This window comes from Novosphingobium anseongense (assembly GCF_037482895.1).
Taxonomy (GTDB): domain Bacteria; phylum Pseudomonadota; class Alphaproteobacteria; order Sphingomonadales; family Sphingomonadaceae; genus Novosphingobium; species Novosphingobium anseongense.
This window is the reverse complement of sequence record NZ_JBBHJZ010000006.1, coordinates 60027-80658: the sequence shown is the minus strand read 5'-3', so window position 1 is coordinate 80658 and position 20632 is coordinate 60027. Positions and strand designations below refer to the sequence as shown.

The following is a 20632-nucleotide window of genomic DNA, read 5'->3' as shown; positions in this document are numbered from 1 at the left end:
GATGGCATCGGACCTGCGCGCCATCGTCCAACTCGACTGCCATTGCGGCGAGCGTTTCCACATCTCGTTCGATAGCATCCAGGCGCCGATCACCTGCCCCTTATGCGAACATGAGGCGACGCTGGGTGGCAGCGATCTCGAGGCGATCGAGGCGGCGCTTGGTCGCGCGCTCGTCGATGCCCATCGCCGCACGCAGGGCCGACCCGCGAGCGATCGCCGCCTCCATTGACTTGGTGTACTCGGCGTCATGCGCGCCGTTCGGATTGGTGAAGCGGGCTCGAGCGCAATCCGCACGACGCGATCTATCCATTGCCCCCCTTCGCTCGCGCGATGGCCTACGAGAACGGTGTCGAGCGCTGCTAGCGGTGGCTTCGCAGGGTCACCGGGCCGATCAGGCCCGACCGACGCGTCGGGGCCTTCGCCGAATAGGATACCGATGAAACCCAGGTGATCTTCTCGGCCCCGGGCTGCTTGTCGCCGATCATACGGTTGACCCAGAGGTTGGCGACGCGGATCTCGAGCTTGTTGCGTCCGGGACGCATCTGCGCGGAGATGTCGATCCGGTAGGGCGCGTTCCAAGCGTAGCCTGCGTGCTTACCATTGAGGATCACTTCGGCGACCTCGCGGGCTTCTCCGAGATCAAGGAACAGCGGCTGCCCTTTTCTCCAGGCTCGCGGCGCCGTGAAATCCCGGCGGTAGGTCGCGATGCCCGAGAAATACCGGATGCCCGGCGCCGAATGCGTATCGAGCGATGCAAGCGACGGTAGAACGGTCGTCGCCGGAGCTCCGCGTCCGACCTCGAAGGCGACCTGCCATGGTCCGTTGAGCACCGCGAGTTCGCGGGTCTCGACTGCCGGGATCGTCAGCGCGGGTACCGTGGCGGGCTTGCGGAAGACGATGTGGACGGCCTCGTCGGCGCCGAGGGTGAGCGGGACGACGGTCTCGCCTCCCTCGATCCTGTAGCTCAGCGGCCGGACCAGACCGGTTTCGGGCTGGAACAGCTCCGGCACCTTCCCGGCAACCCGAAAGCGCGCCTCGCCAGTCTCGATCCTGTCCTTGCGATTGTTGACAAAGTAGCTGTCGCCCGCGTCCGACTTGCGGTGGAGATAGAGGATCTCGCTATCGGCCTTACCGGCGAAGCTGAAATCGGGTGTGACGCCCATTCGGTCGAGGACCGCGTCGATGTCGGTCGCCGCGACAACGCGGCCCTTGCCGAGCCGGGCCTCGCCGCTCGCTGGCCAGAGGCGGTCTACCAGACTCGCGAATTCGCCAACGTCGGTGGCGAGGCCAGGATCGGCCATCGGTTTCGCCCCCACGACGGTCGCACCGCCCTCGACCAGAGCGGCGAGCTTGCGCAGCACCGCCAGGGTCATGCGATGCGACGCTCCCCCGAGATAGAGCGCGCGGTAGCGTGCGCCGCCCGGCGTCGCGATCTCGGCGCCGTCGTTGCGCAGCACCTCGAGCAAGGCATCGGCGTTGACGAAATCATAGGCGTGGCGTTTGGGCGCGTCCGCAACCGGCTTCTCCCCGAAAAGCGCCGTCAGCGGTGCTTCCTCGCCATAGAAATAACCGACGTCGGCCACGGTTCTGCCTTGCTGAAGCAGCAGCGAATTGCGCGCGATGTAGTCCACCCAGGGGGTGGCGAGCTCGGCCCAGCTCTCGTTGCGGTTGAAGTATTGGCCGAACATGCTGAGCGTGAGACCCGGTTTCCTGTCATCGGTCGGAACGTGCACCGAGGTGTGGATGATCGGGCGATTGATCCCGGTTGCAAACTCGAGATCGACCACGCGCTTGAGGTCTCGTGGTCCGAAGGCCCAGGGGGCCATCAGGGACGTCAGCGATTCCGCGGCGACGAAGGGCTTGCCGTAAATGTTCGCGACCGAGGCGGCGCCGCGCATGTCGGCGAGGTAGGTCGGCTTGGGCCCGGACTTGCGGTCGAAGGTCCAGAGTGCTGCCATGGGAACATCGGCATATCGGCGCATGGCCATGTCGTCGCCGAGATTGGGCCGCAGATCCTCCTGCGCTTCGCCGTAGACGGTCAGGCCGTGCTCATGGGCGACTGCCGCCACGGTCCCGTAGTGCTCGCTTGCCATGAGCTCTGAAAGCGTGCGCCGATAGTCGTAGAGAAAGGCGTCGGTGCGCGCCCGGCTTTCGACGATCGTGCCAGTGAGCGCAGGGAGCCAGGGCAGGGGATCGTAGCCGCGGCGGGCCTTGAACTGGTCGATCATGCGCGGCGTCCAGTTCGCGGCGCCGGCTTCGATCGAATCGGTGAGAAAGGCTCGGACACCGTGCTTGCCGATCAGGTCGGAACCCACCGTGTCGCGGTACAGGCCCAGATAGTGCTCCATGTAGCGACGTACGGCCGCGCCATCGAACTTATCGACTTCAAGACCGGTCGCCTCGACCGGCGCCGGGTGGTTCATCGTGCCGAGCAGCGAATGGCCGATCCGAAGCACGCGCCAGCGCTCATCCTTCGGCAAGCGGGGAGGCGTCCAGGCGAGCGTGCCATCGGCGCGCATCCGTGCGGTGAGATCGATCACGCGGTCGACGGGCACGCCCCGGACCTCCGGAGGAGAGCCGAGCGCGTAATAGTCGCGCGCGATGGCAAAGGCGGCCTTGGTCTCCGCCTGGTCCACTCGCGCCTCGTCGTAGAGCCTGAAGTCCGCGAGTTTCACCGCGCCGGCAGAACCGCCCATCATGGCCGCCGCGCCCGCGCCCAATCCGCTGCCCATGTCGAGGCCGCGAGACATGATGCCCGCGTATTCGGCCGGAATTCCGCTTCCCGAACTTCGCTTGAAGACTACGCGGAAATGCCGTGCCGTGACCGGTGCAAAACTGAGCGTCGTGGGGACGGCCGCGAGCGGAATCTTTGCGATTTCGCGCCAGGATCGATCATCGTCGCTCGCTTCGAGGGCCGGGGCGAAAGCTGCGCCGAACGCGCGGCCGGCGGCGCCGATGGCGTATAGCCGCAGGGCGCTTACGGTCCGCGGGACGGCGTAGTCGGCGACGAGGCTGGGCGGGCTCTGTTCGACGGGGGCGAGCGATATGGCGGAGGTCAGGTCCTCGTCGCCCAGCGGCAGTGGATCGATGCGCGTGCCCGCTCCGTCGCGGTAGGCGACGGACGGAGGAGCAGGATGGGCGGGGATCGGCCAGGCGAGGACGGCGATGTCGCGATAGAACGGTGCTGCGATGGCGGGGCGCTCGCCTCCCACCAGTCCGAGACCGCCACCGGGATCGGCTGGAATCGACTGAAAGGGGCCTGTAACCGTGGGCGGTGACGGGAGCCTTGCCGAGAAGGCTTTGCCCGCCGCGAGTTCGGTTTCGCTCCAGACCAGCTTCTTCATGCCGTCCTCGGGCTTGACCCAGGGGCCGCCCGTTTCGGTGAAGCCGGGTGACGAGGCGATGGCAAGTTCGAGGCCAAGGCGATCGGCCTCGGTTGCGGCGAAGCGGAAGGTATCCCGCCACTCCTGCGACATGTAGACGAGGCGTTTGTCGACGATCTGGGGCGTCGCCATGGCGGCATCGAAATTCTGAGCGCCGGCGATGCCCACGCGCTTCATCCAGGCGAGGTCCTTGGCGATACCGTCCTTCGAGACGTTCCCGTTCATCCAATGCCACCATACCCGGGGACGGGCGCTCGCTGGCGGATCGTGGAAAGCCTCGTCGAGCGATGCGGCTCGCTGTTCGCCGGTAGGCTCACCGGCCGCCGGGACCGGCACTGCTAGCATGGTCGTCGCGCAAATAAGGGCGGCACGGGTCAGCTTGACGAAAGTCGTCAACGGTCGGCTCCCATTCCGAGTTGATCCTCGCGGCCCGGCCCGGTCACCGCGTGAACCTTCCTGCGGCCGCGAGGTCTGCTGGCGACGAGGATGTGCCGAGCCAGACGGTGTATTCGCCCGTTGGCGCGACCCACTTGCCATCGGCTTCGCTCCACACGCCGAGCGGATGGTTACTGGCTTCGGGATCGATCGTGATCGTCACTGTCTTCGACGAGCCCGGCGCGAGTTCAACGCGCTGGAAACCGACTAGTCGCTTGGGGGGCTGAGGCGCTCCGATGACGCTCGCGGATGCGGGCAGCGACAGGTAGGCTTGCAGGACCTCGCCGCCCTTGCGCTTGCCGGTGTTGGTGACCCGCGCCGAGACGCGCCAGACCTTTTGCGAACGGTCGAAAGACAGCGCCCGCTTGCCTACCGCGAAGCTCGTGTAGGAAAGCCCGTGCCCGAAGGGGAAGGCGACGCAGGGATTGCGCCCTTCGACCGGCGTGCAAGCGCCGCTGACGTTCGCGTCGTACCAGCGATAGCCGATTGCCAGTTTCTCCGAATATTCGACGGTTGATCCCTTGCCGTCGGCGTCGGCGGTGCCGGGAAACTGGCTAGGCTTGATGACGTCGAGGAAGCCCTTGCCCGCATAGGGGAAGGTGACCGGCAACTTGCCCGCTGGATCTTTCGCGCCAAACAGGAGGTCGGCGACGATGTTGCCGTCTTCCTGGCCCGGGAACCACACCTCGAGTATCGCGGGGCCCTGCGGTCCGACGAGCGCGGCGTCCATGGCCAGGCTCGCATTGTCCTTGAGTACCAGCACGGCCTTTCGCGCCAGGTCGGTGCCCGACGTCGAGCGCGCCGCAAGAACCGCCTTTATCATGGCCAGCGTCTGGCTGTTGTGGGCGAGGGCTGCTCGCGGGTTCTTAGCGAGATCGAGTACGGCGATCACGTCCGAGCGATCGGCGTACCAGTCCAGACCGTGGCCCTCGGCCGCGGCGCCGGCGAGAGCCTTGCCGTCCGGGCGCGTGAAGGTCGCGCGATCGGCGCCTTCTTCCGAGATGGTTCCGGCCATCATGACGACTGCTTCGGCGCGGGCCGCTTCGGCCAGCACGGCTGCGAAGTCGGTCGTGACGCCGTCGATGGTGGCCGTGCGATTGGCGTCGTCGACGAGGATCAGCTTGATGGCGGCGTTGCCTCCGCGATGGCCCGCGAGCGCGTTTCGGATCCCCTCGATCGGTGTTACCGAATAGTGCGGCGCGACGTCGGAACTGCCGCCGCCCGAACCCATCGGCTTGCCGGCAAGCGCGCCGCCTGCAACCGCCTGTTGGGCATAGACCTGGCTCGCCTTGCCGATGACCACGATCGAGCCGAGGTCGCGGCGCAGGGGTAAGGCGCCGTTGTTCTGGAGCAGCACGGCCGAGCGCGCGCCGATGTCGCGTGCCGTGGCGCCGTGGCCTCTTACGTCGAGCGGTGTCTGCGTGAGCGGGCGATCGAAAATACCGGCCCGGAACATCTGCGTGTATCGGCGCTCGAGCGCCTGGTCGAAGTCCGTGGTTGTGAGATCGCCTTTGGCGAGGGCGGCCTCGAGGCGGGCCGGCGACCACTGGATCGGCTGCGGCATCTCGTTGTCCACCCCCGCCTTCATGGTGGCGACAGTGCTCTTCATCGCGAAGAAGTCCGGCTGGACGTAGCCCGTGAATCCCCAGTCGCCGCGTAGGACGTCCGTCAGGATTTCACGGCTCTCGCAGGAGGACGCGCCGTTCACGTAGTTGTACGCGCACATCATCGACCCGGGACGCGCGTCTTTCACGACCATCTCGAACGGCAGGAAATAGAGCTCGCGCAGCGTCTGGCGATCGACCGTCGTGCCGATCGTCTGCCGGTTCGTCTCCTGTTCGTTGGCGACGAAATGCTTGGGCATGACGATCAGGCCCTTCTCCTGGATCGCGCGCGTTTCGGTCGTCCCCATGATGCCCGCCAGATAGGGATCCTCACCGAAATACTCGAAGTTGCGCCCCAGGATCGGCAGACGCGCGAGGTTGAGCCCCGGTGCCTCGAACACGTGCAGCGCGAGTGCGTTCATCTCGTTGGCGATGACCCCGCCATAGAGGTTGGCGAGAGCCGGATCGAAGGAAGCGGCGACGCCGATCGCGGAAGGAAGGGCGGTGGCCTTTGCCGAAGTCGGATGGGTATAGGCAACCGCCATCGCCGCGCCGAAGATTCCCGCCGTCTTCGCGTCGATCACGCTCGGTGAAACGCAATCGTTCTGCCCGACCCCGACGGGACCATTGGTGATCCTCAAGGTGGGGAGGCCAAGCTCGGGGATGCCGCGCACGTGCCGCGCGCCGAAGCAGTGGGGCAATTCGGGAACGATCTCGGGGCGGTTGCCGGTGAGCTGCTGGAGCTTCTGCTCGTGGCTGAGGGCCGCGACGAGGAGCTTGGCGCGGCGGCGAGCGACGGCCTCGCCCTTATCCGCATCGCGGGCCGCTCGCTGCTCGGCGACCAACGACCTCGTCATCCAAGGGCGAGGCTGCGACGCTGGCGCCGTCTGCGCGTCGGCGATCTGCGCCGCGCCCAAGAGCATCAAGGTGCCCATTCCGGCGGAAATCAAGCCGCGTGCATTGCGATCCATCATCATCTTCCCAGGCTTATATTGGTCAGACCAATTGATTCGGCTGATGGCATCATCTGTCAAGGACCTGGGGCAAGACCCGAAGGCTAGTGTCGGCCACGAATGGCGCTGCGCTTCCTCGGCACGCAGCCTGCGTGCGGTCCGTCGGTTGGTTATGGCAGGGTTGGCCCAACAAAGCGATTCATGATCGCATAGATTTGCGTAACGGCAAGATTCGGGTGTGTGGTGCGCCCGCGGGCGCTTTCTCGGATCGACATCGAGGCGGCCACGCCGCGGCAACGTTCAGTCGTTGCGGTGCGGTTTCCGTGTCCTAGGGCGGGTTGCGGTAGCTGGCCGGGTGACCGAGCCGTTGACCAGGCCGTCGAGGATTTTGGCGATTTCCTTCGGCGAATGATCGTCCGCCGGAACCGAAAGCCACCAGGACAGGGTTTCGACGATGAGTGCGGTGCTGCAAATGATCGAAAGGTCGTGCGGCAGCCAGCTCTTGACGCCTTCGTACTTCGCGGCGACCTCCCGGGACACGCGGATGTAGCGCTCGCGCATTGCAGCGCCAGCGCCCCCCGTCAGCAGAGCGGCCCAGAGCGTCCTGTTCCGGGCGACGTATTCGCAAAGCACGATGTAGCCGTCGAGACTGTGACCGAACGGCAGGGAAACGGCGACGAGGCGATCGATTTCCTCGGTCGCGATTCGGTCGAAGAACGATTTCTTGTCCGCGTAGTGCCGAAAGAAAGTCGCATTGTTGATCCCCGCCTCGGTGGAGATTTCACGAACCGTGATCTCGTCGAAGGGCTTGAGCTCGAGCAGCCGCAAGAGCGCGTCGCGCAGAGCCGCGGCGCTGCGCACGTGACGCGGATCGCTTGCCCTTGACGGTGCGGGGCGGCCGCGACTATGCGACTTGGTATCGCTTAGATTCGATTGGGTTGTACCTCGCTTTGCTGCGGGGCCTGCCTTCGTCGCGGTCACGATGCTGGTTCATCCATGCTGGACAGTGAGACGGCAAGGCTAGGGGCCGCGTCAATCCCTAAGTGGTCGTCGCTTATCTGGGCGTGCGGTCGTCATGGGCTGTCGCGCCGATCCGTCAGTTCCTGGAACCCGTCATGCCCGCATCACCGGGGGTATATCGCGTCGCGAAGATCGTCGACGTCTTCGCATCCGGCCCGCCGCGGCGGCTTTCTTTCGCCGATATCGTGCGCGAGACGGGGCTGAAGCGGGCGACCTGTCACGCGATTCTTGTCGCGATGATCGAGACCGACATGCTGATCAGGGGCGACGACATGAAATATGCTCTTGGCCATGGCCTGGCCCGGATCGGCCTTGCCGCCCGCGATACGCCCGCGCCGCGGCGGTGAGATAGTATCGGCGCCGGCATCGTGGCGATGCCGGCTGCGGTCGGTCGAAGCGCGTCAGGGCCTCAGGACGGGCGCGCAAATCCTCTCCAGCATCGGCACGAAATCCCGGGTCCCACAGGTGCCCGAGGGCTGCCCGAGCCACCAAGACAGAGCCTCTATCACGGAACCGGCCGCGCATGTCGCTGCCAGGCCCCCGGGAAGCGACCTGGCTGCATGCCGTTTTGCATCGGACAAGGTCCGGACGCGCTTGAGCCAGGCCTGGCGCGTGTAGGAGCCCGCCCCTCCATTGAGGAGGACGCGCCAAAGATCCCGCCGCCGTTCGACGTGTCGGCATAGCGCGGCAAGACTGGCCGCTTCGTCGGCATGCCTCGGATAGGGCGGGGCGAGATCCGCGGCCGCGCGGATTTCGTTCGCGGCGATATCATCGAGAAGCGTCTCCTTTCCGGCATGATGGCGAAAGAACGTCGCATAGTGCACGCCGGATTCGGCGCAGATGTCTCGCGCCGAAATCTCCTCGAAATGCTTCGTTTCCAGCAGCCGTAGTAGCGCATTCTCTAGGGCTGAGCCCGATCGCACGGCACGTGCATGTTTAGCGCTTGACGCCACCCTTGGCTCCTAACTATGCGACTATGTATCGCATAGTCGCAGATTCGACCGACTGTCCACCCTCGCGTTTCGAGCGGCTTTCCGGACATTCGGCTCGGCGACCGGAGAGGAGAGCAAATCGTGACGCAGTTGATCGAGCGGGACTATTTTTCCGACCACGAGGTCCTGCGGGACCCCTACGCCTTCTTCAACGCGATCCGCGAGCAGGGTCCGATCTATCGGCCGCCGGGCAAGGATTATTACATCGTGACCGGCTTCCAGGAGGCGCTCGAGGTTCTGCGTGATCACGACGCCTTTTCCGCGATCATTGGCCTCCAGGGCGCATCGGCGCCGCTTCCGTTTACGCCGCATGGCTCGGACATCACCGCCCAGATCGAGGCGCACCGCACCGACTTCGCCGGCGGCGATCAGGTCGTCAATCTCGACGACGAGCCGCACACCAAGCTGCGTGCCTTCATCAACACCCTGTTCGTGCCGTCCCGGCTCAAGGCCAGCGAGGCCTTCATCGAGGACTATTGCAACGAGATGGTCGGCAAGGCCGTGGCGGATGGCGGCGTCGAGCTGATCGGCAAGATCGCGACGCCTTTCGTCACCCAGGTCGTCGCCGATCTGCTGGGCGTGCCAAAGGAAGACCGCCAGCTGTTCATGGATGCGATCGCCAGCGGTCCCATTCCCGGCGCACTAGACGGGACCGATCCGATGTCGGGCGGCGCCGAGCATCCCTTCGCGATCATGGGCAAGTACTTCTACGGCTATCTCGCCGATCGCCGCGCCAATCCCCAGGACGACATCCTGACCGAATTCGCCCATGCCAAATACAACGATGGCACGACGCCCGAGATCTACGACCTCGTCCAGCTCGGCATGTTCATGTTCGGCGCCGGCCAGGATACCTCGGCCAAGCTGCTCGGCAATTCTATGAAGTACCTGGTCGAGGATCAGGAACTCCAGAGCCGCCTGCGCGCCGAACCCAAGCTCATCGGCGCCTTCCTCGAGGAGGTCCTGCGGATCGAGGGCTCGACCAAGCAGACGGCGCGCCTCGCGCGCAAGGACGCCAGGATCGGCGACGTCGAGATCCCGGCCGGGACCAAGATCCTCGTTGCGCTGTCGGCCGCCAATCGCGATCCGCGGCGCTGGGACGATCCCAACGAGCTGGTCATCGGCCGCAAGAAGGTGGCCGAGCACGTCGGTTTCGGCCGTGGCAAGCACGTCTGCGCCGGCGCGCCGCTCGCGCGCGTCGAGGTCCGCGTGATCATGGAGAAGTTCCTGGCGATGACCTCGAAGATCGAACTCGACCTCGAGAAGCATCCGAACGGCGTTTCCGACCTCAACTACGAGCCCAGCTTCATCATCCGCGGTCTCGAGAGGATGCACATCAAGCTGACGCCGTCCGAAAGTTTCGCTGCGCCTCGACAGGGAGCCTGACCATGGCTGTTCGCGACGTTTCCACACGGACCCTGACCGATCTCATCTCGCTCAAGGGCCGTAGCGCCGTGGTGACCGGCGCGGCCTGGGGCCTCGGACGGGCGACCGCCTTCCGGCTGGCCGAGGCCGGCGCATCCGTGCTCATCGGCGACATCGACGCCGAGAAGGCGGCCGCCACGGCAGCAGAGATCTCCGAAGCGACGGGCGCTAGGGTGCTCTCCGTCTATTCGGACGCCGGCGACAGCGGTTCGGTCGTCGCACTGGTCGACGAGGCCGTGCGTGTCTTCGGCGGCATCGACATCTGGGTGAACAACGCCGGCCTGCCGTCCTCGGTGCCGGTGTTCGACCTCACCGAGGAAGAGTTCGACAAGGTCGTCTCGATCACTCTCAAGGGCACCTTCGTGGGCGCGCGCGAAGCCGCCCGCCGCATGGTCGAAGCGGGCAAGGGCGGCACGATAGTCAATGTCGCCTCGCTGGCCGGCCTGCTCGGGATCTCGCGCGGGCAGGCGGCCTATGTCGGCGCGAAGCACGGGGTCGTGGGTCTGACCAAGCAGATGGCGATCGAGCTCGGCGCGCACGACATTCGCGTCATAGCCGTCGCACCCGGCGTCTGCCTGACCGAGAAGACGGCCTTCCTGGCCGACATGCCGCCCGAACAGCTCAAGGCGATCGGTATTCCCGGTATCGACACCAGCCGCCTCGGCCGGGTCGGCTCGGCGGACGACGTCGCTCGCGTGATCCTGTTCTGCGCCTCGGACCTCGCCATGTTCATGACGGGCTGTGTGCTACCCGTCGATGGCGGCATCGCCGCCTGAGCTCCGGCGAGGACCGAGCTTCACGTCCGTGCCAGCCGCCCGGCCGCTGGCGCCGGGATGGCTCTCGCATCCGTGAGCGACCGCGCGCAGGATCCGGCTCGGCCACCAGGGTGGCAGTCGACCCGGATCGGGTCGATCGGTGATTTCCTTGGCGGAAAGGGGGCAGCGCCTGGTCGGCCTGCCGCTCACGCCGACCAGACTTGCACTCCCGAGTGGCCTCGCCCCCGCCCGATTCTGGGCTCGGCAGGGGCGAGGTCCGGGCTTTAGCTGGGCCGAGCGATCGCTGCGAGAAGGGCTTGGGCTTTCTCGGCCACGATCTGGGCGGTGTCGCCGGCTCTGTAGAGACTGCCCCCGACCCCTACACCCTCAGCGCCTGCCGCGAGCCAATCGCGAGCATTCCCGGCATCGACCCCGCCGACCGCCCATAGCCCGAAATGCCTTGGAACGACGTCGAGCAGTGCCTTGAGATAGGCCGTGCAGAGAACTCCCGCCGGAAAGACCTTGAGGCGCCTTGCGCCGGAGCCGATCGCCGCAAAAGCCTCGGTCGGGGTCAGGCAGCCCGGCATCACTTCGAGGCCGAGGCCGATGCCGCGTGCGATCACATCGCGGTTCGTGTTGGGAGTCACGAGCAGCTTGGCGCCCGTGTCGGCGAGCTTCCTGACCGAGGCGACATCCAGGACCGTTCCCGCGCCGATTAGCGCGGTATCGCCGAACTGCGCCTGCATCGCGGCGATGCTGGCAAACGGATCGGGTGAATTCAACGGCACCTCGATCATGCGTATGCCCGCTTCCACGAGGGCCGCCGTCACCGATACGGCCTCTTCGGGGCGGATACCCCGCAGGATCGCTATCACCGGAGGGGCGCCGGTTTCGAGAATGTCGTCAATCGTCAGCATCGAGGAGCTCCAATCCGGCAAGGGCGCAAGCGTCGCCCGCCATAGTAATCGCGTGGCTGTCGAACCGGGCTAGAGCGCGAACGTAGCGTTCGCCCAGACCGGCTCCGCCGACCACCGTCATCTTGCGCGGCAAGGGGGCAGATCCGCGCATTTCCGCTATCTCGTTCCCGATCAGAAGACCGGACAAGAAACCGCTCGCCCAGGCGCCACTTCTTCCTTCGCGCAGCTGGGCGGCGCGTGCCTCGAAGAGCTGACCGATCAGAGCCGGCCCGGCGCTACTGCGCGCGAGACCTGCCTCGAAACCTGGCTCGAAGTCCCGGGCCGATGGTTCTCCTCCCGCCGCAAGCAGGCTCGAGCGCGACAGCAGGTCGAAGAGTTCCCCGGTCAGGAACGTCCGAAACCAGACGACGCGTCCATGCTCGACCATGACCCATTTGCTGTGAGTGCCGGGCAGCACCATGAAGTGCGTTCCAGTTCCCAGCTCGGGGTTGAGGGCTATCGCGCCGAACACCTGTGCCTCCTCGCCGCGCATGACGTCCGGGCGCGCGAATTCGTCCTCGCTCGCGAGCCCGGCGCCGATCACGACGGGAATGCCATCGAGATCGGCGGCAAGGGCAGATCGCCGCCAGGCGGCTTCATCGGCGGGACACGACACGTAGGGAGCTTCGCGCAGGCCGCTGCGAGCGCCGGCCATCCCGCAAAGGACGATCCTGGCGGGAGGCGTCTCGCGGCGCCAGGGCGCGATTGCGTGACGCAGCGCCTCGGCGGGTGACACCGTCAGTTGCCCTATGCCCGGACCCTCGCAGCGCTCGCGGACCACGCCGTCTTCGACAAGCCAGAGGCGCATTCGCGTCGTGCCCCAGTCGCCATGGATCTGCCAGGCCGTCATGCGTGCACCGCCGGCATGAGGCGGCCGGGGGCGGGAGCCTCGAAAATGAAGAGCCCGCCGGCTTCGGGCTGATCTTCCAGCGCTTGCGGGCCGAGCCCCACACGGGCGGTCGTCACGAAAGCCGTGGTGAGCTCGGGGCCGCCGAACGCGACTTTCGTCACGCGCGCGCAAGGAAAGCCGACTTCCATCATCAGCGAACCGTCGGGAGCGTAACGCCGCAGGCCCCAGCCGTCCCACAGGGCGACCCAGAGGCAGTCCTCGCTGTCGACCGTGACACCGTCGGGATAGCCCTCGCTCTCGTCGAGCCGCAGGAAGATCTCGCCGGTCGGCGCCGGTCTACCGTCGCGGACCTCGATCCGCCATACGATCCGGCGCCCGGAATCGACGTGATAGAGCGCATCGCCCGCGCGGTTGAACGCCGGGCCGTTGGTGACGGTGGCGCGCCACCCGTGATTTTCCATCTGGTCATTCGCAAAGCTGTGAAGCCCGCCGGTACATGTGCGCTCATCGTCGTCCATGGTGCCGAACCACAGGCGTCCGGCGGCGTCGACGGTGGCATCGTTGGTCCGATTGTGTGCCGGCATCTCGATCACGGCCAGTGGCTCCCCGAGCCTGTGTCCGTCGAAGCTGCGGATCGCATGGCCTGTGCCGACGACGAATTGGCCATCGCGCGCCGGCAGTATGAAGCTCGGCGCGCCGCCGATCTCGATGGTTTCTCTCGATCCGGTCGCTGGTTCGAAACGATGAAGCGTGCCGCGCTTGATGTCGACGAAGCGAAAGGCGCTTTCTTCGGGGCACCAGACGGGACCTTCGGCGAGTTCGGCTCGTAGGGGCCAGGCGAGGCGGGGCTGTATGTCCATTGCCTTCTTCGTGTCATGTCCGTGCAAGTTACGGTTTCGCCTGTCATCTGACCCGCGGCCGCTTGATGCCCTAGGGAGCCGGCCTTCTCAGAAGGCGGAAGCGGACCGTGCGCAGGCTATCGGTAGGAAACAGGCTCCAGCGCTCGTCCCCGTTGAGTGTGCGGCCCGGAACCCAGCGACCTTCGGCGAAGCTGCCCTCGACCGTGGTATCGAGTTCGACCTGTTGTCCCGGAAGTTCGAAGCGGGGCGCCACGTTGCGCCCGACGATCACGAATTCGTCGGCGGCGACCTGCAGGATCAAGGCATAGCCCGGCGACGGCGCCTGGGCGGCGCTGCCTGTGCCGGGTCCGAATGCGCCGGCTGTGGGCGGCGCTGCCTGGAATGCGATGGTGTAGCCGCCGAGGTCGACGCGCTGGCTGCCGTCCGCGGTCAGCCGGATCGCGCGAATGGTCCCGCTTGCCTGGGCGGCGACTATCTCGGGCACCATCGTGTTGAGGGCACGATAGGCCTGGAAGAGTTCCGAGCCCTCGGGCACGTCCTCGATACCGAAGGGTGAAAACCCGACCGCGCGGTACTGACCTAGCGCGAGGAACAGGTTTCCCGCCTCGGGCTTGGCCTCGGGAATGAACACGGGATTGTCGTCGCGCTGGAAGTCGGCGAGCGTTCCCGCGAAGTCGTCGATGTAGATGTCGGGCGCGAGCAGCGCGAGCGAAGGGGCGCCGGCCTTCCACACGTCCATCATGCGGGCAACCGGGCCGCCGCTGGGATAGTCGCCGGGCTCGGGTGCGCGGGCTTGCGGTCCCAGCCAGGCATTGGCGAACATCGGCAGCGGATATTCGCGCGCACCGGCCTTCGCGACCTCGTCCACGTAGCGCGAGAAGCCCCAGGCCATGAACACCTCGTGGGCGGCGCGGTCGTCGCCGAAGACCTCGCGCCAAGTCCCGCTCGTGCGGAAACCGCCGCGCCCCCACAATTGCAGGAGATGCGGTTTCAGCGCGTCGCGCCGCCGCTCGAGATAGGCGGTCAATTCTGCGGGAACCGGGGCCTCCCAGGCGGCCGTCGCCGGAGCGGAGCGGTCACGGCTGTCCGCCAGCAGGCCGACCTCGTTCTCGACCTGGACCATGATGACCGTCTGCTCGCGGTCCACCTGCCTGATGTGCCGCATCAAGGCCGCGAAGGCGCGGGCGTCTGCGCTTGCGAGGTTTTTCCCGAAGGCGCTCAGGGCCGGATTGAACTTGAGAAAGGCCGCCATGCCCATCGCCTTGAAGGCCGGATCGCGGACGGCACGGGGAAAGCGCTGCTCATCGCGCCGCACCCAGGACGGGGCGTAGGTCGATTCCGCGTTCTTGTAGGCGCCGAACCAGATCATCACGAGGCGCTGGTTGCGCTGCCTGGCCTGGCGGATCTGGTCGTCGACTTCCGCGAAGTTGAAGCGCCCCTCCTCGGGTTCGACGAGTTCCCAGCTTGCGGTGCCGATGACGGTCCTGACGCCGTTACGCGCCAGCTTGTCCCAGATGGGCGCCATGTAGGCGGGACTGGAGGCGCTCGAATTGTGCAGTTCGCCGGAGATCAGCACGACGGGCCGACCGTCGAGGTGCAACTGCGTCGTCTCGCCGTTGCGCTTGAAAGCCGGGAGCTCCCTCGCGCCAAGCGTGCCGGCACTCGCAAGCCATACCAGGGCGATGCCCGCCATGACGCCGCGCGCGCACTTACCCCGGATCATCGTCTGCTCCCGTCTCTGAGAATGGGCACAGCTTGTATGACTATCCCTTCGCGGGATTATCTAGAGCTGCTGAGGTTTCCCATAGGTTACGCGATTTATCGGTCAATATGCTCCGACAAATAAATCATACATTTTGCGCGATGGCGCCGCTATGCCCTCGGTTTCGCGACATGGGGGCACTGCCGGTCAGGCATGCCGCGGGGCCGCCTGCGAGGTGCTGCTGAGCCCAGGCACGCGTGCCGGCTCGAGCCGAAGCGAGGGGCGCGTCACGGTTGGCGGAGGGGGTGGATCTGGCGATTTCTGGTTTCATTTGGTCGCAGTTCGGGCAAGGCCCGATCTGACGGCGCCGTGGGGCGGGCCAGCCGCTCGATGGCCGCGGCCGGGCAAGGGAGGCGAGTGAGGGAATGAAACGCGCAAGGGCTGCCCCTTTACCCTCGGAAAAGGGGGGCGGTCTCAAGCTTCACGACCAGATCGCGAACTCGCTCGGGATCAGGATCGTCTCCGGGGCCATTCCCGAAGGCGCGCTCTTGCCGACGGAAAAGGAGGCCATCGACGGATTGAAGGTCTCGCGCACGCCCTACCGCGAGGCCATCCGAAAACTCGTGGGCAAGGGGCTGGTTTCGAGCCGCCCCAACAGCGGGACCCGGGTCAGCCCGCGCCGCTCGTGGGCGCTTCTCGACCCGGAGGTTCTCGCCTGGATGTTCGCCGGCGAACCCTCGGTGCAGGCCGTGAAAGCCCTCTTCGAGCTGCGCATGATCGTCGAGCCGGAAGCGGCGGCGCTCGCCGCCGAGAGGCGCACGACCGAGCAACTCTCGCAGATGGGTCATGCCCTCGAGGAGATGGCCGAGCACGGCTTCAATACGAGCCGCGGGCAAATCGCCGACGGGCAATTCCACGCGGCCATCTTGCAGGCATCGGGCAACGAGTTCCTCATGGCTCTCACCCAGTCGATCACCACTTCCGTCCGCTGGACGACGTTCCTCAAGTGGACCGCGAGCAAGCGGCCCAGGAGCGCGCTGCAACTCCACCGCGAGCTTTTCTCCGCCGTCGTCGCGCAGGACGCCGATCAGGCGAAATCCGTCACCAAAACATTGCTGACCGAAGCTATGGAAGATTCCGAAGCGGCACTCGCGAAATACGGCTGAGGCGCTGGCCCTGACATTCCATCCGCTCATCGTTCGTCCACTTCTTCAAACGAACGCGTCGGTGCGGCCGGGGCCGCACCGACGACTGGGAATGGCCGAACTCAGCGCGAGCCGAAGGCGTAACGGACGAGCAGGCCGAATTCACGCCGCGGCGTGTAGCCGATCTGCTGGTAGCCCGAGGCCGGGCGGCCGAAGGTTGTAGCGACGTTGCCCGACGAGACCGGCGCGACCGGGTTGATCGACAGGACCTGCTGCGTGTTCAGCACGTTGTTGGCGAAGATCGAAGCTTCCCAGGCACCGTCGGCCGAACGCACGCCGGCGAACAGGTTGAGCAGGCTGTACTTGTCGATGACAAAGCCCTGGCTCGAGTTCGGATTGTCGGGATAGTAGACGAAGTTGCCGCGGATGAAGGCGTCGGTCTTCTCCGATATTGGCGCGCTGTATTCCGACTGCGCGGTCAGGTTCCACTGCGGCGTGCGTGCGATCGACTCGCTCGAACGGCAGCGGGCCACAAGCACGCCAGCATTGATGAAGGCCTGTGTGGTCGGGACGATATTGTCGACCACGCCGTCGAAATTGCCGTCGTTGCAGGGGATAAGCGCGTTGTCGAGCCGCGCCTTCGACCAGCTGAAGCCGAGGTCGAGGCTCCAGTTCTTGGTGATCTGGAAGCCGGCCTCGACGTCGATGCCCTTGACCTTGGCATCGGCATCGGCGGTGAATTCCGAGGACGATACGTTGGCGGCGGCGAGGCTGGTCGTCACCGAGAGGTAGCGGGTCGACTGCGTCAGGAAGAAGTAGTTGTCGAAGTCCTGCTTGAAGATCGCGACGTTCAGGCGGACGCGTCGGTCGAAGAAGGTCGACTTGAAGCCGAGCTCGTAGGTCTTCGACTTCTCCTGGCCGTGAAAGATCAGGTCGTCGATCGTGCCGAGATTGGGCCCGCCGAGCTGGGTGCAGCAGGTGGTCAGGCTGGTGATGCCGATCTGCGGGCCGGCCGAACGGAAGGCCGAGCCGATCGTGCCGTAGACCATGAAGTCCGGCGTAATCTTCTGCGACAGCGACACGTTGTAGACGAAAGGCGTGAACTTGCTGCGCCTATCGACGTTCTGCAGTGTTTGCGAGGCGATTGGGAGGTCGCATACGCCGGTGTAGACCGGGCTCGCCACCGTGCCGGCAAGCTGCGGGCTTATCGCGCCGAGGCCGGCGCACGGGATGAAGCCGCCCGTCGGATTGTTCAGCGCGTTGAACCCTCCGACCAATCCTAGCGTGTAGCGATCGCGGCGCTTGAACTCGATGAAGCGGCCGCCGGCCGAGAACTCGGTGCTGTCCGTGATGTGCGCGGTGATCGTACCGAAAGCCGATTTCTCGATCGAAACCGGATCGATCGTGATCGAGGTACGCAGCGTATAGCGATCGAGCGGCTGCTGGACCACGGGCGCGCCCGGCCGGCCGAAGGCGCCGGTCAAGAACTGTGCCACGCCTGAAACGGTCGGCTGCGCGGTTTCCTTGTTGTAGAACCCGCCGACCGTATAGTCGAAGATGCCGGCGATGCGCTCTTCCGAGCTCAACCGCAGTTCGTGCGAGAAAGCCTCGGTGGGCGTGTCGGTGAACTGATAGTATTCGATGCCCGGCAGCACGTTGGCGACGTCCTGGGGCGAGCGGCCGCTCGCTTCGCCCTTGCGGTAGGAGCCGACATAGGTGAGCTTCTGGCCGGCGAAGTGCCAGTCGATCTGGCCGACCACGAAATCAGTCTTGGCGCTGCCCTCGTTCGCGCCGGTGGTGATGCCGCGGCGATCGCCCGCCGCGATCACGGGGCCGTTGATCCCGTTGCCGGGACCGACGAGCTGCGTGAACGACCGCGTCTTGCGCCACAGGCGCTGGTACATGACGGTCGCGGTGAAATCGGAGCTGGGCTGGAACAGCAGGGTCCCGCGGACGGCCTCGCTGCGCACATAGGGTTCGAGGCTGGCGTTGGCGCTGGTCACGCCATTGCCGTCGTTGTGGTCGATCGCGCCGGCGACGCGCAGGGCCAGCACGCCCGGGATCAGCGGCACGCCGACTGCGCCCTGGACGTTGATGTTGCTCTTGTCGGTGCCGCTCATGTTGAGGAAACCGCCGACTTCATCGAGATCGGGGCGCTTGGTCGTGATCGTGATTGCGCCGCTTGGCGCCGACCGGCCGCGCAGCGTGCCCTGCGGGCCCTTGAGCACTTCAATCTGGCCGATGTCGAACAGCGCTTGGGTGACCTCGGGGCTGTTGCCGGTGGTCGCGTCGTTCAGATAGAACTGGACGATCGGGCTGGCGTTCGAGTTGAGGAAGGTCGGCACGCCGCGTATGCCCGTGCTCGAGCCGAAGCCGCCGCTGCCCGAGGACGAGCCTTCGATCGACAGGCCTGGAACGATCGTGGCGATGTCCGAGGCGTTGTTGATGCGCAGCTTCTGGATGACCTCGCTGGAGACGGCGTTGACCGTCTGCGGTACGTCCTGCAGCGTCTCGTCGCGGCGGCGCGCGGTAACGATGATCGTGTTGCCTTCGTCCGAGAGGCCGCCGGTGGCGCGCGTCCCGCTCGCATCTTGCGCGAACGCGGAGCCCGCGCAGGCGAAGAAAGTCACGCCGGCAAGCAAGATAGACCTGTGGTGTCGTGCTATCATTATGTCCCCCTTCCCATGTTGCGCTCCGCGCCGTCGCTGCGGCGTTTGCGGCTTCAAGCTTCGCTGCAGAGATTGTCCGAGTGCAGCGGAATTTGTTCTTTTGCGTTCTAGTCTGTAACGTAAAATGCAATTGGTCTGAGCGTCAACCAGAATCCGTCTGACCAATTTTCGGTCAGCGTTCGGCCAAATCGCTTGGGGCGCCAGGTCGCTTCGTTTCGGACAAACAGACCTTGGCAGAGCCGTGATCGTCCCGTAACAACCGTGCTAACGAATTGGTCAGCATGGCCGGTCGCTTCGGGAGATTTATGTCATGGGTACCGACAGCAGCGTTACCGGCGCCAATCAGCCGGCCATCATCGCGATCTACGATCCATCGACCGAGAAGCAGATCGGAGAAATCCGCGACGGCGGCGCCGCGGCGGTCGATGCGGCGGTCTCCCAGGCGCGCGAGAGCTTCCGTGCCGGCCTCTGGACCGGAAAGCCGCCATCGGAGCGGGCGAAGATCCTCTGGCGTTTCGCAGACCTTATCGAGGCGCGGGCCGACGATCTCGCGGCGATCGATGCGCGCAATGTCGGCATGTCGCACGGCCATGCGCGCAACCTGATGTTCGCCGCGGCCGAGCAGGTCCGCTACTACTCAGGGTGGTGTACCAAGATCTATGGCAAGTCGGCGGATCTGAGTTCGCCGGGCGGCATTACCGGACAGCCGGCACGATATCACGCCTATACGATCAAGGAGCCGGTGGGCGTCGCGGGTTGCATCGTGCCGTGGAACGGCCCCGCGCTCAACGCCGTGATCAAGCTCGCTCCCGCTTTGACGGCCGGAGCCAGCGTCGTGCTGAAACCGGCCGAGGAGACGCCGCTCTCGGCCGATCTCCTGGCGGACCTGCTCGTCGAGGCCGGCGTGCCCGAAGGCGTCGTCAACCTGGTCAACGGCCATGGCCACACCGTCGGCGCGGCCCTGGCCGCGCATGACGATGTCGACAAGATTGCCTTCACGGGGTCGACCGAAGTCGGCAAGCTGATCGTCGGGGCGGCGGCCGGCAATCTCAAGAAGGTGATGCTCGAGCTCGGCGGCAAGTCCCCGGTGCTGATCTTCGACGACGCCGACCTGTCGCAGGCGATCCCCGGCGCGGCGCTCGGCATCTTCATCAACTCGGGTCAGGGCTGTGTCTGCGGCAGCCGCGTCTTCGCCCATCGCAAGGTCTACGATCAGGTCGTCGAGGGCATGACCAAGGCTGCCCAGGCGCTGCGCCTCGGCGGGCCGGCCGACGCGGCCGCCGGTAGGCCCGTCGACATCGGCCCCCTGATCAGCGCAAAGCAGCTCGGCCGGGTCATGGGCTTCATCGACGAGGGCCGCGCCGACGGCGTCGAGATCGTCACCGGCGGGCGCCGCCTCGACCGGCCCGGCTATTTCGTCGAGCCGACGGTCCTCACCGGCGTGCGGCCCGACATGCGCCTCTACCGCGAAGAGATATTCGGCCCCGTCGTCGCCGTCATGCCCTTTGACGACGAGGACGAGGTCGTCGCGATGGCCAATGATTCGATCTATGGCCTCGCCGCGGCGGTCTGGACCAACGACCTCGCGCGCTCGCACCGGCTCGCCAAGCGTCTCGAGGTCGGGACGGTCTGGCTCAACGCGCAGTTCGCCTGGGATCCGGCCATGCCCTTCGGCGGCTACAAGCAGTCGGGCTGGGGCCAGGAGTACGCGATCGAGGGCGTCGAGGCCTACATGAAGACCAAGGCAGTCTACGCCGGCCTCTAGGCGGAAACGACCGTGACCGAGAACCGCGCCGACCATGGGGTTGTCGATGACGAATTGACGGGTCCCTCATCATGGATGGCGAGGGCGCGGCCGGTCGTTTCTGTCGCGTAGGCACCGC

General features: G+C 65.9%; 15 protein-coding genes. 6 read left to right on the top strand and 9 right to left on the bottom strand.

Going from position 1 to position 20632, the window contains the following annotated elements:
* Window position 1: 1 nt before the first annotated feature.
* Window positions 2-229 carry a hypothetical protein gene (locus WG901_RS21590; RefSeq protein ID WP_339589198.1) on the top strand — a complete coding sequence of 76 codons (228 nt, stop codon included), beginning with the start codon at window positions 2-4 and terminating at the stop codon, window positions 227-229.
* A 130-nt stretch (window positions 230-359) separates the two neighbouring features.
* Here WG901_RS21590 and WG901_RS21585 read toward each other — a convergent pair whose 3' ends face one another.
* From WG901_RS21585 to WG901_RS21575, 3 genes are all read right to left on the bottom strand, one after another.
* Window positions 360-3728 carry a glycosyl hydrolase gene (locus tag WG901_RS21585; protein ID WP_339589240.1) on the bottom strand — a complete coding sequence of 1123 codons (3369 nt, stop codon included), beginning with the start codon at window positions 3726-3728 and terminating at the stop codon, window positions 360-362.
* A 94-nt stretch (window positions 3729-3822) separates the two neighbouring features.
* Window positions 3823-6279 carry a beta-glucosidase gene (locus tag WG901_RS21580; RefSeq protein WP_339589197.1) on the bottom strand — a complete coding sequence of 819 codons (2457 nt, stop codon included), beginning with the start codon at window positions 6277-6279 and terminating at the stop codon, window positions 3823-3825.
* 396 nt (window positions 6280-6675) lie between these two features.
* Window positions 6676-7356: a TetR/AcrR family transcriptional regulator gene (locus WG901_RS21575; RefSeq protein WP_339589196.1), complete on the bottom strand. Its 681-nt coding sequence runs from the start codon at window positions 7354-7356 to the stop codon at window positions 6676-6678.
* A gap of 62 nt (window positions 7357-7418) precedes the next feature.
* Between WG901_RS21575 and WG901_RS21570 the strand changes: the two genes are divergently transcribed.
* Complete coding sequence (locus WG901_RS21570; protein ID WP_339589195.1) at window positions 7419-7742, top strand: helix-turn-helix domain-containing protein; 324 nt, start codon at window positions 7419-7421, stop codon at window positions 7740-7742.
* A gap of 54 nt (window positions 7743-7796) precedes the next feature.
* On the opposite strand, the gene WG901_RS23795 is transcribed toward WG901_RS21570, so the two are convergent.
* Complete coding sequence (locus tag WG901_RS23795; protein WP_417603888.1) at window positions 7797-8318, bottom strand: TetR/AcrR family transcriptional regulator; 522 nt, start codon at window positions 8316-8318, stop codon at window positions 7797-7799.
* A gap of 150 nt (window positions 8319-8468) precedes the next feature.
* Between WG901_RS23795 and WG901_RS21565 the strand changes: the two genes are divergently transcribed.
* Window positions 8469-9773: a cytochrome P450 gene (locus WG901_RS21565; protein WP_339589194.1), complete on the top strand. Its 1305-nt coding sequence runs from the start codon at window positions 8469-8471 to the stop codon at window positions 9771-9773.
* 2 nt (window positions 9774-9775) lie between these two features.
* Window positions 9776-10588 carry an SDR family NAD(P)-dependent oxidoreductase gene (locus tag WG901_RS21560; protein ID WP_339589193.1) on the top strand — a complete coding sequence of 271 codons (813 nt, stop codon included), beginning with the start codon at window positions 9776-9778 and terminating at the stop codon, window positions 10586-10588.
* Between the two features lie 263 nt (window positions 10589-10851).
* Here WG901_RS21560 and WG901_RS21555 read toward each other — a convergent pair whose 3' ends face one another.
* The 4 genes from WG901_RS21555 to WG901_RS21540 form a co-directional block, all read right to left on the bottom strand.
* Complete coding sequence (locus tag WG901_RS21555) at window positions 10852-11481, bottom strand: 2-dehydro-3-deoxy-6-phosphogalactonate aldolase (protein WP_339589239.1); 630 nt, start codon at window positions 11479-11481, stop codon at window positions 10852-10854.
* Window positions 11471-12373: a 2-dehydro-3-deoxygalactonokinase gene (locus tag WG901_RS21550; protein WP_339589192.1), complete on the bottom strand. Its 903-nt coding sequence runs from the start codon at window positions 12371-12373 to the stop codon at window positions 11471-11473. Before WG901_RS21550 ends, WG901_RS21555 begins: the two co-directional genes overlap by 11 nt.
* Window positions 12370-13233, bottom strand: a complete 864-nt coding sequence (locus WG901_RS21545; RefSeq protein ID WP_339589191.1) for an SMP-30/gluconolactonase/LRE family protein — start codon at window positions 13231-13233, stop codon at window positions 12370-12372. The genes WG901_RS21550 and WG901_RS21545 overlap by 4 nt, the downstream gene beginning before the upstream one ends.
* A gap of 70 nt (window positions 13234-13303) precedes the next feature.
* Window positions 13304-14956: a GH35 family beta-galactosidase gene (locus WG901_RS21540; protein ID WP_339589190.1), complete on the bottom strand. Its 1653-nt coding sequence runs from the start codon at window positions 14954-14956 to the stop codon at window positions 13304-13306.
* A gap of 404 nt (window positions 14957-15360) precedes the next feature.
* Between WG901_RS21540 and WG901_RS21535 the strand changes: the two genes are divergently transcribed.
* Window positions 15361-16101, top strand: a complete 741-nt coding sequence (locus WG901_RS21535; protein ID WP_339589189.1) for a FadR/GntR family transcriptional regulator — start codon at window positions 15361-15363, stop codon at window positions 16099-16101.
* Between the two features lie 101 nt (window positions 16102-16202).
* Here the strand turns inward: WG901_RS21535 and WG901_RS21530 are convergent, their stop codons facing one another.
* Window positions 16203-18710: a TonB-dependent receptor gene (locus tag WG901_RS21530; protein WP_339589188.1), complete on the bottom strand. Its 2508-nt coding sequence runs from the start codon at window positions 18708-18710 to the stop codon at window positions 16203-16205.
* 349 nt (window positions 18711-19059) lie between these two features.
* Here WG901_RS21530 and WG901_RS21525 point away from each other — a divergent pair, with 349 nt between their 5' ends.
* Window positions 19060-20514: an aldehyde dehydrogenase family protein gene (locus tag WG901_RS21525; protein ID WP_339589187.1), complete on the top strand. Its 1455-nt coding sequence runs from the start codon at window positions 19060-19062 to the stop codon at window positions 20512-20514.
* Window positions 20515-20632: the final 118 nt, after the last annotated feature.

What these genes read in the sequence shown, in the direction of transcription:
- WG901_RS21590 (WP_339589198.1), top strand. Translation starts at nt 2, where the DNA reads ATGGCATCGGACCTGCGCGCCATCGTCCAACTCGACTGCCATTGCGGC.
- WG901_RS21585 (WP_339589240.1), bottom strand. Translation starts at nt 3,728, where the DNA reads ATGCTAGCAGTGCCGGTCCCGGCGGCCGGTGAGCCTACCGGCGAACAG.
- WG901_RS21580 (WP_339589197.1), bottom strand. Translation starts at nt 6,279, where the DNA reads ATGACGAGGTCGTTGGTCGCCGAGCAGCGAGCGGCCCGCGATGCGGAT.
- WG901_RS21560 (WP_339589193.1), top strand. Translation starts at nt 9,776, where the DNA reads ATGGCTGTTCGCGACGTTTCCACACGGACCCTGACCGATCTCATCTCG.
- WG901_RS21550 (WP_339589192.1), bottom strand. Translation starts at nt 12,373, where the DNA reads ATGACGGCCTGGCAGATCCATGGCGACTGGGGCACGACGCGAATGCGC.
- WG901_RS21545 (WP_339589191.1), bottom strand. Translation starts at nt 13,233, where the DNA reads ATGGACATACAGCCCCGCCTCGCCTGGCCCCTACGAGCCGAACTCGCC.
- WG901_RS21540 (WP_339589190.1), bottom strand. Translation starts at nt 14,956, where the DNA reads ATGATCCGGGGTAAGTGCGCGCGCGGCGTCATGGCGGGCATCGCCCTG.
- WG901_RS21535 (WP_339589189.1), top strand. Translation starts at nt 15,361, where the DNA reads ATGAAACGCGCAAGGGCTGCCCCTTTACCCTCGGAAAAGGGGGGCGGT.
- WG901_RS21525 (WP_339589187.1), top strand. Translation starts at nt 19,060, where the DNA reads ATGGGTACCGACAGCAGCGTTACCGGCGCCAATCAGCCGGCCATCATC.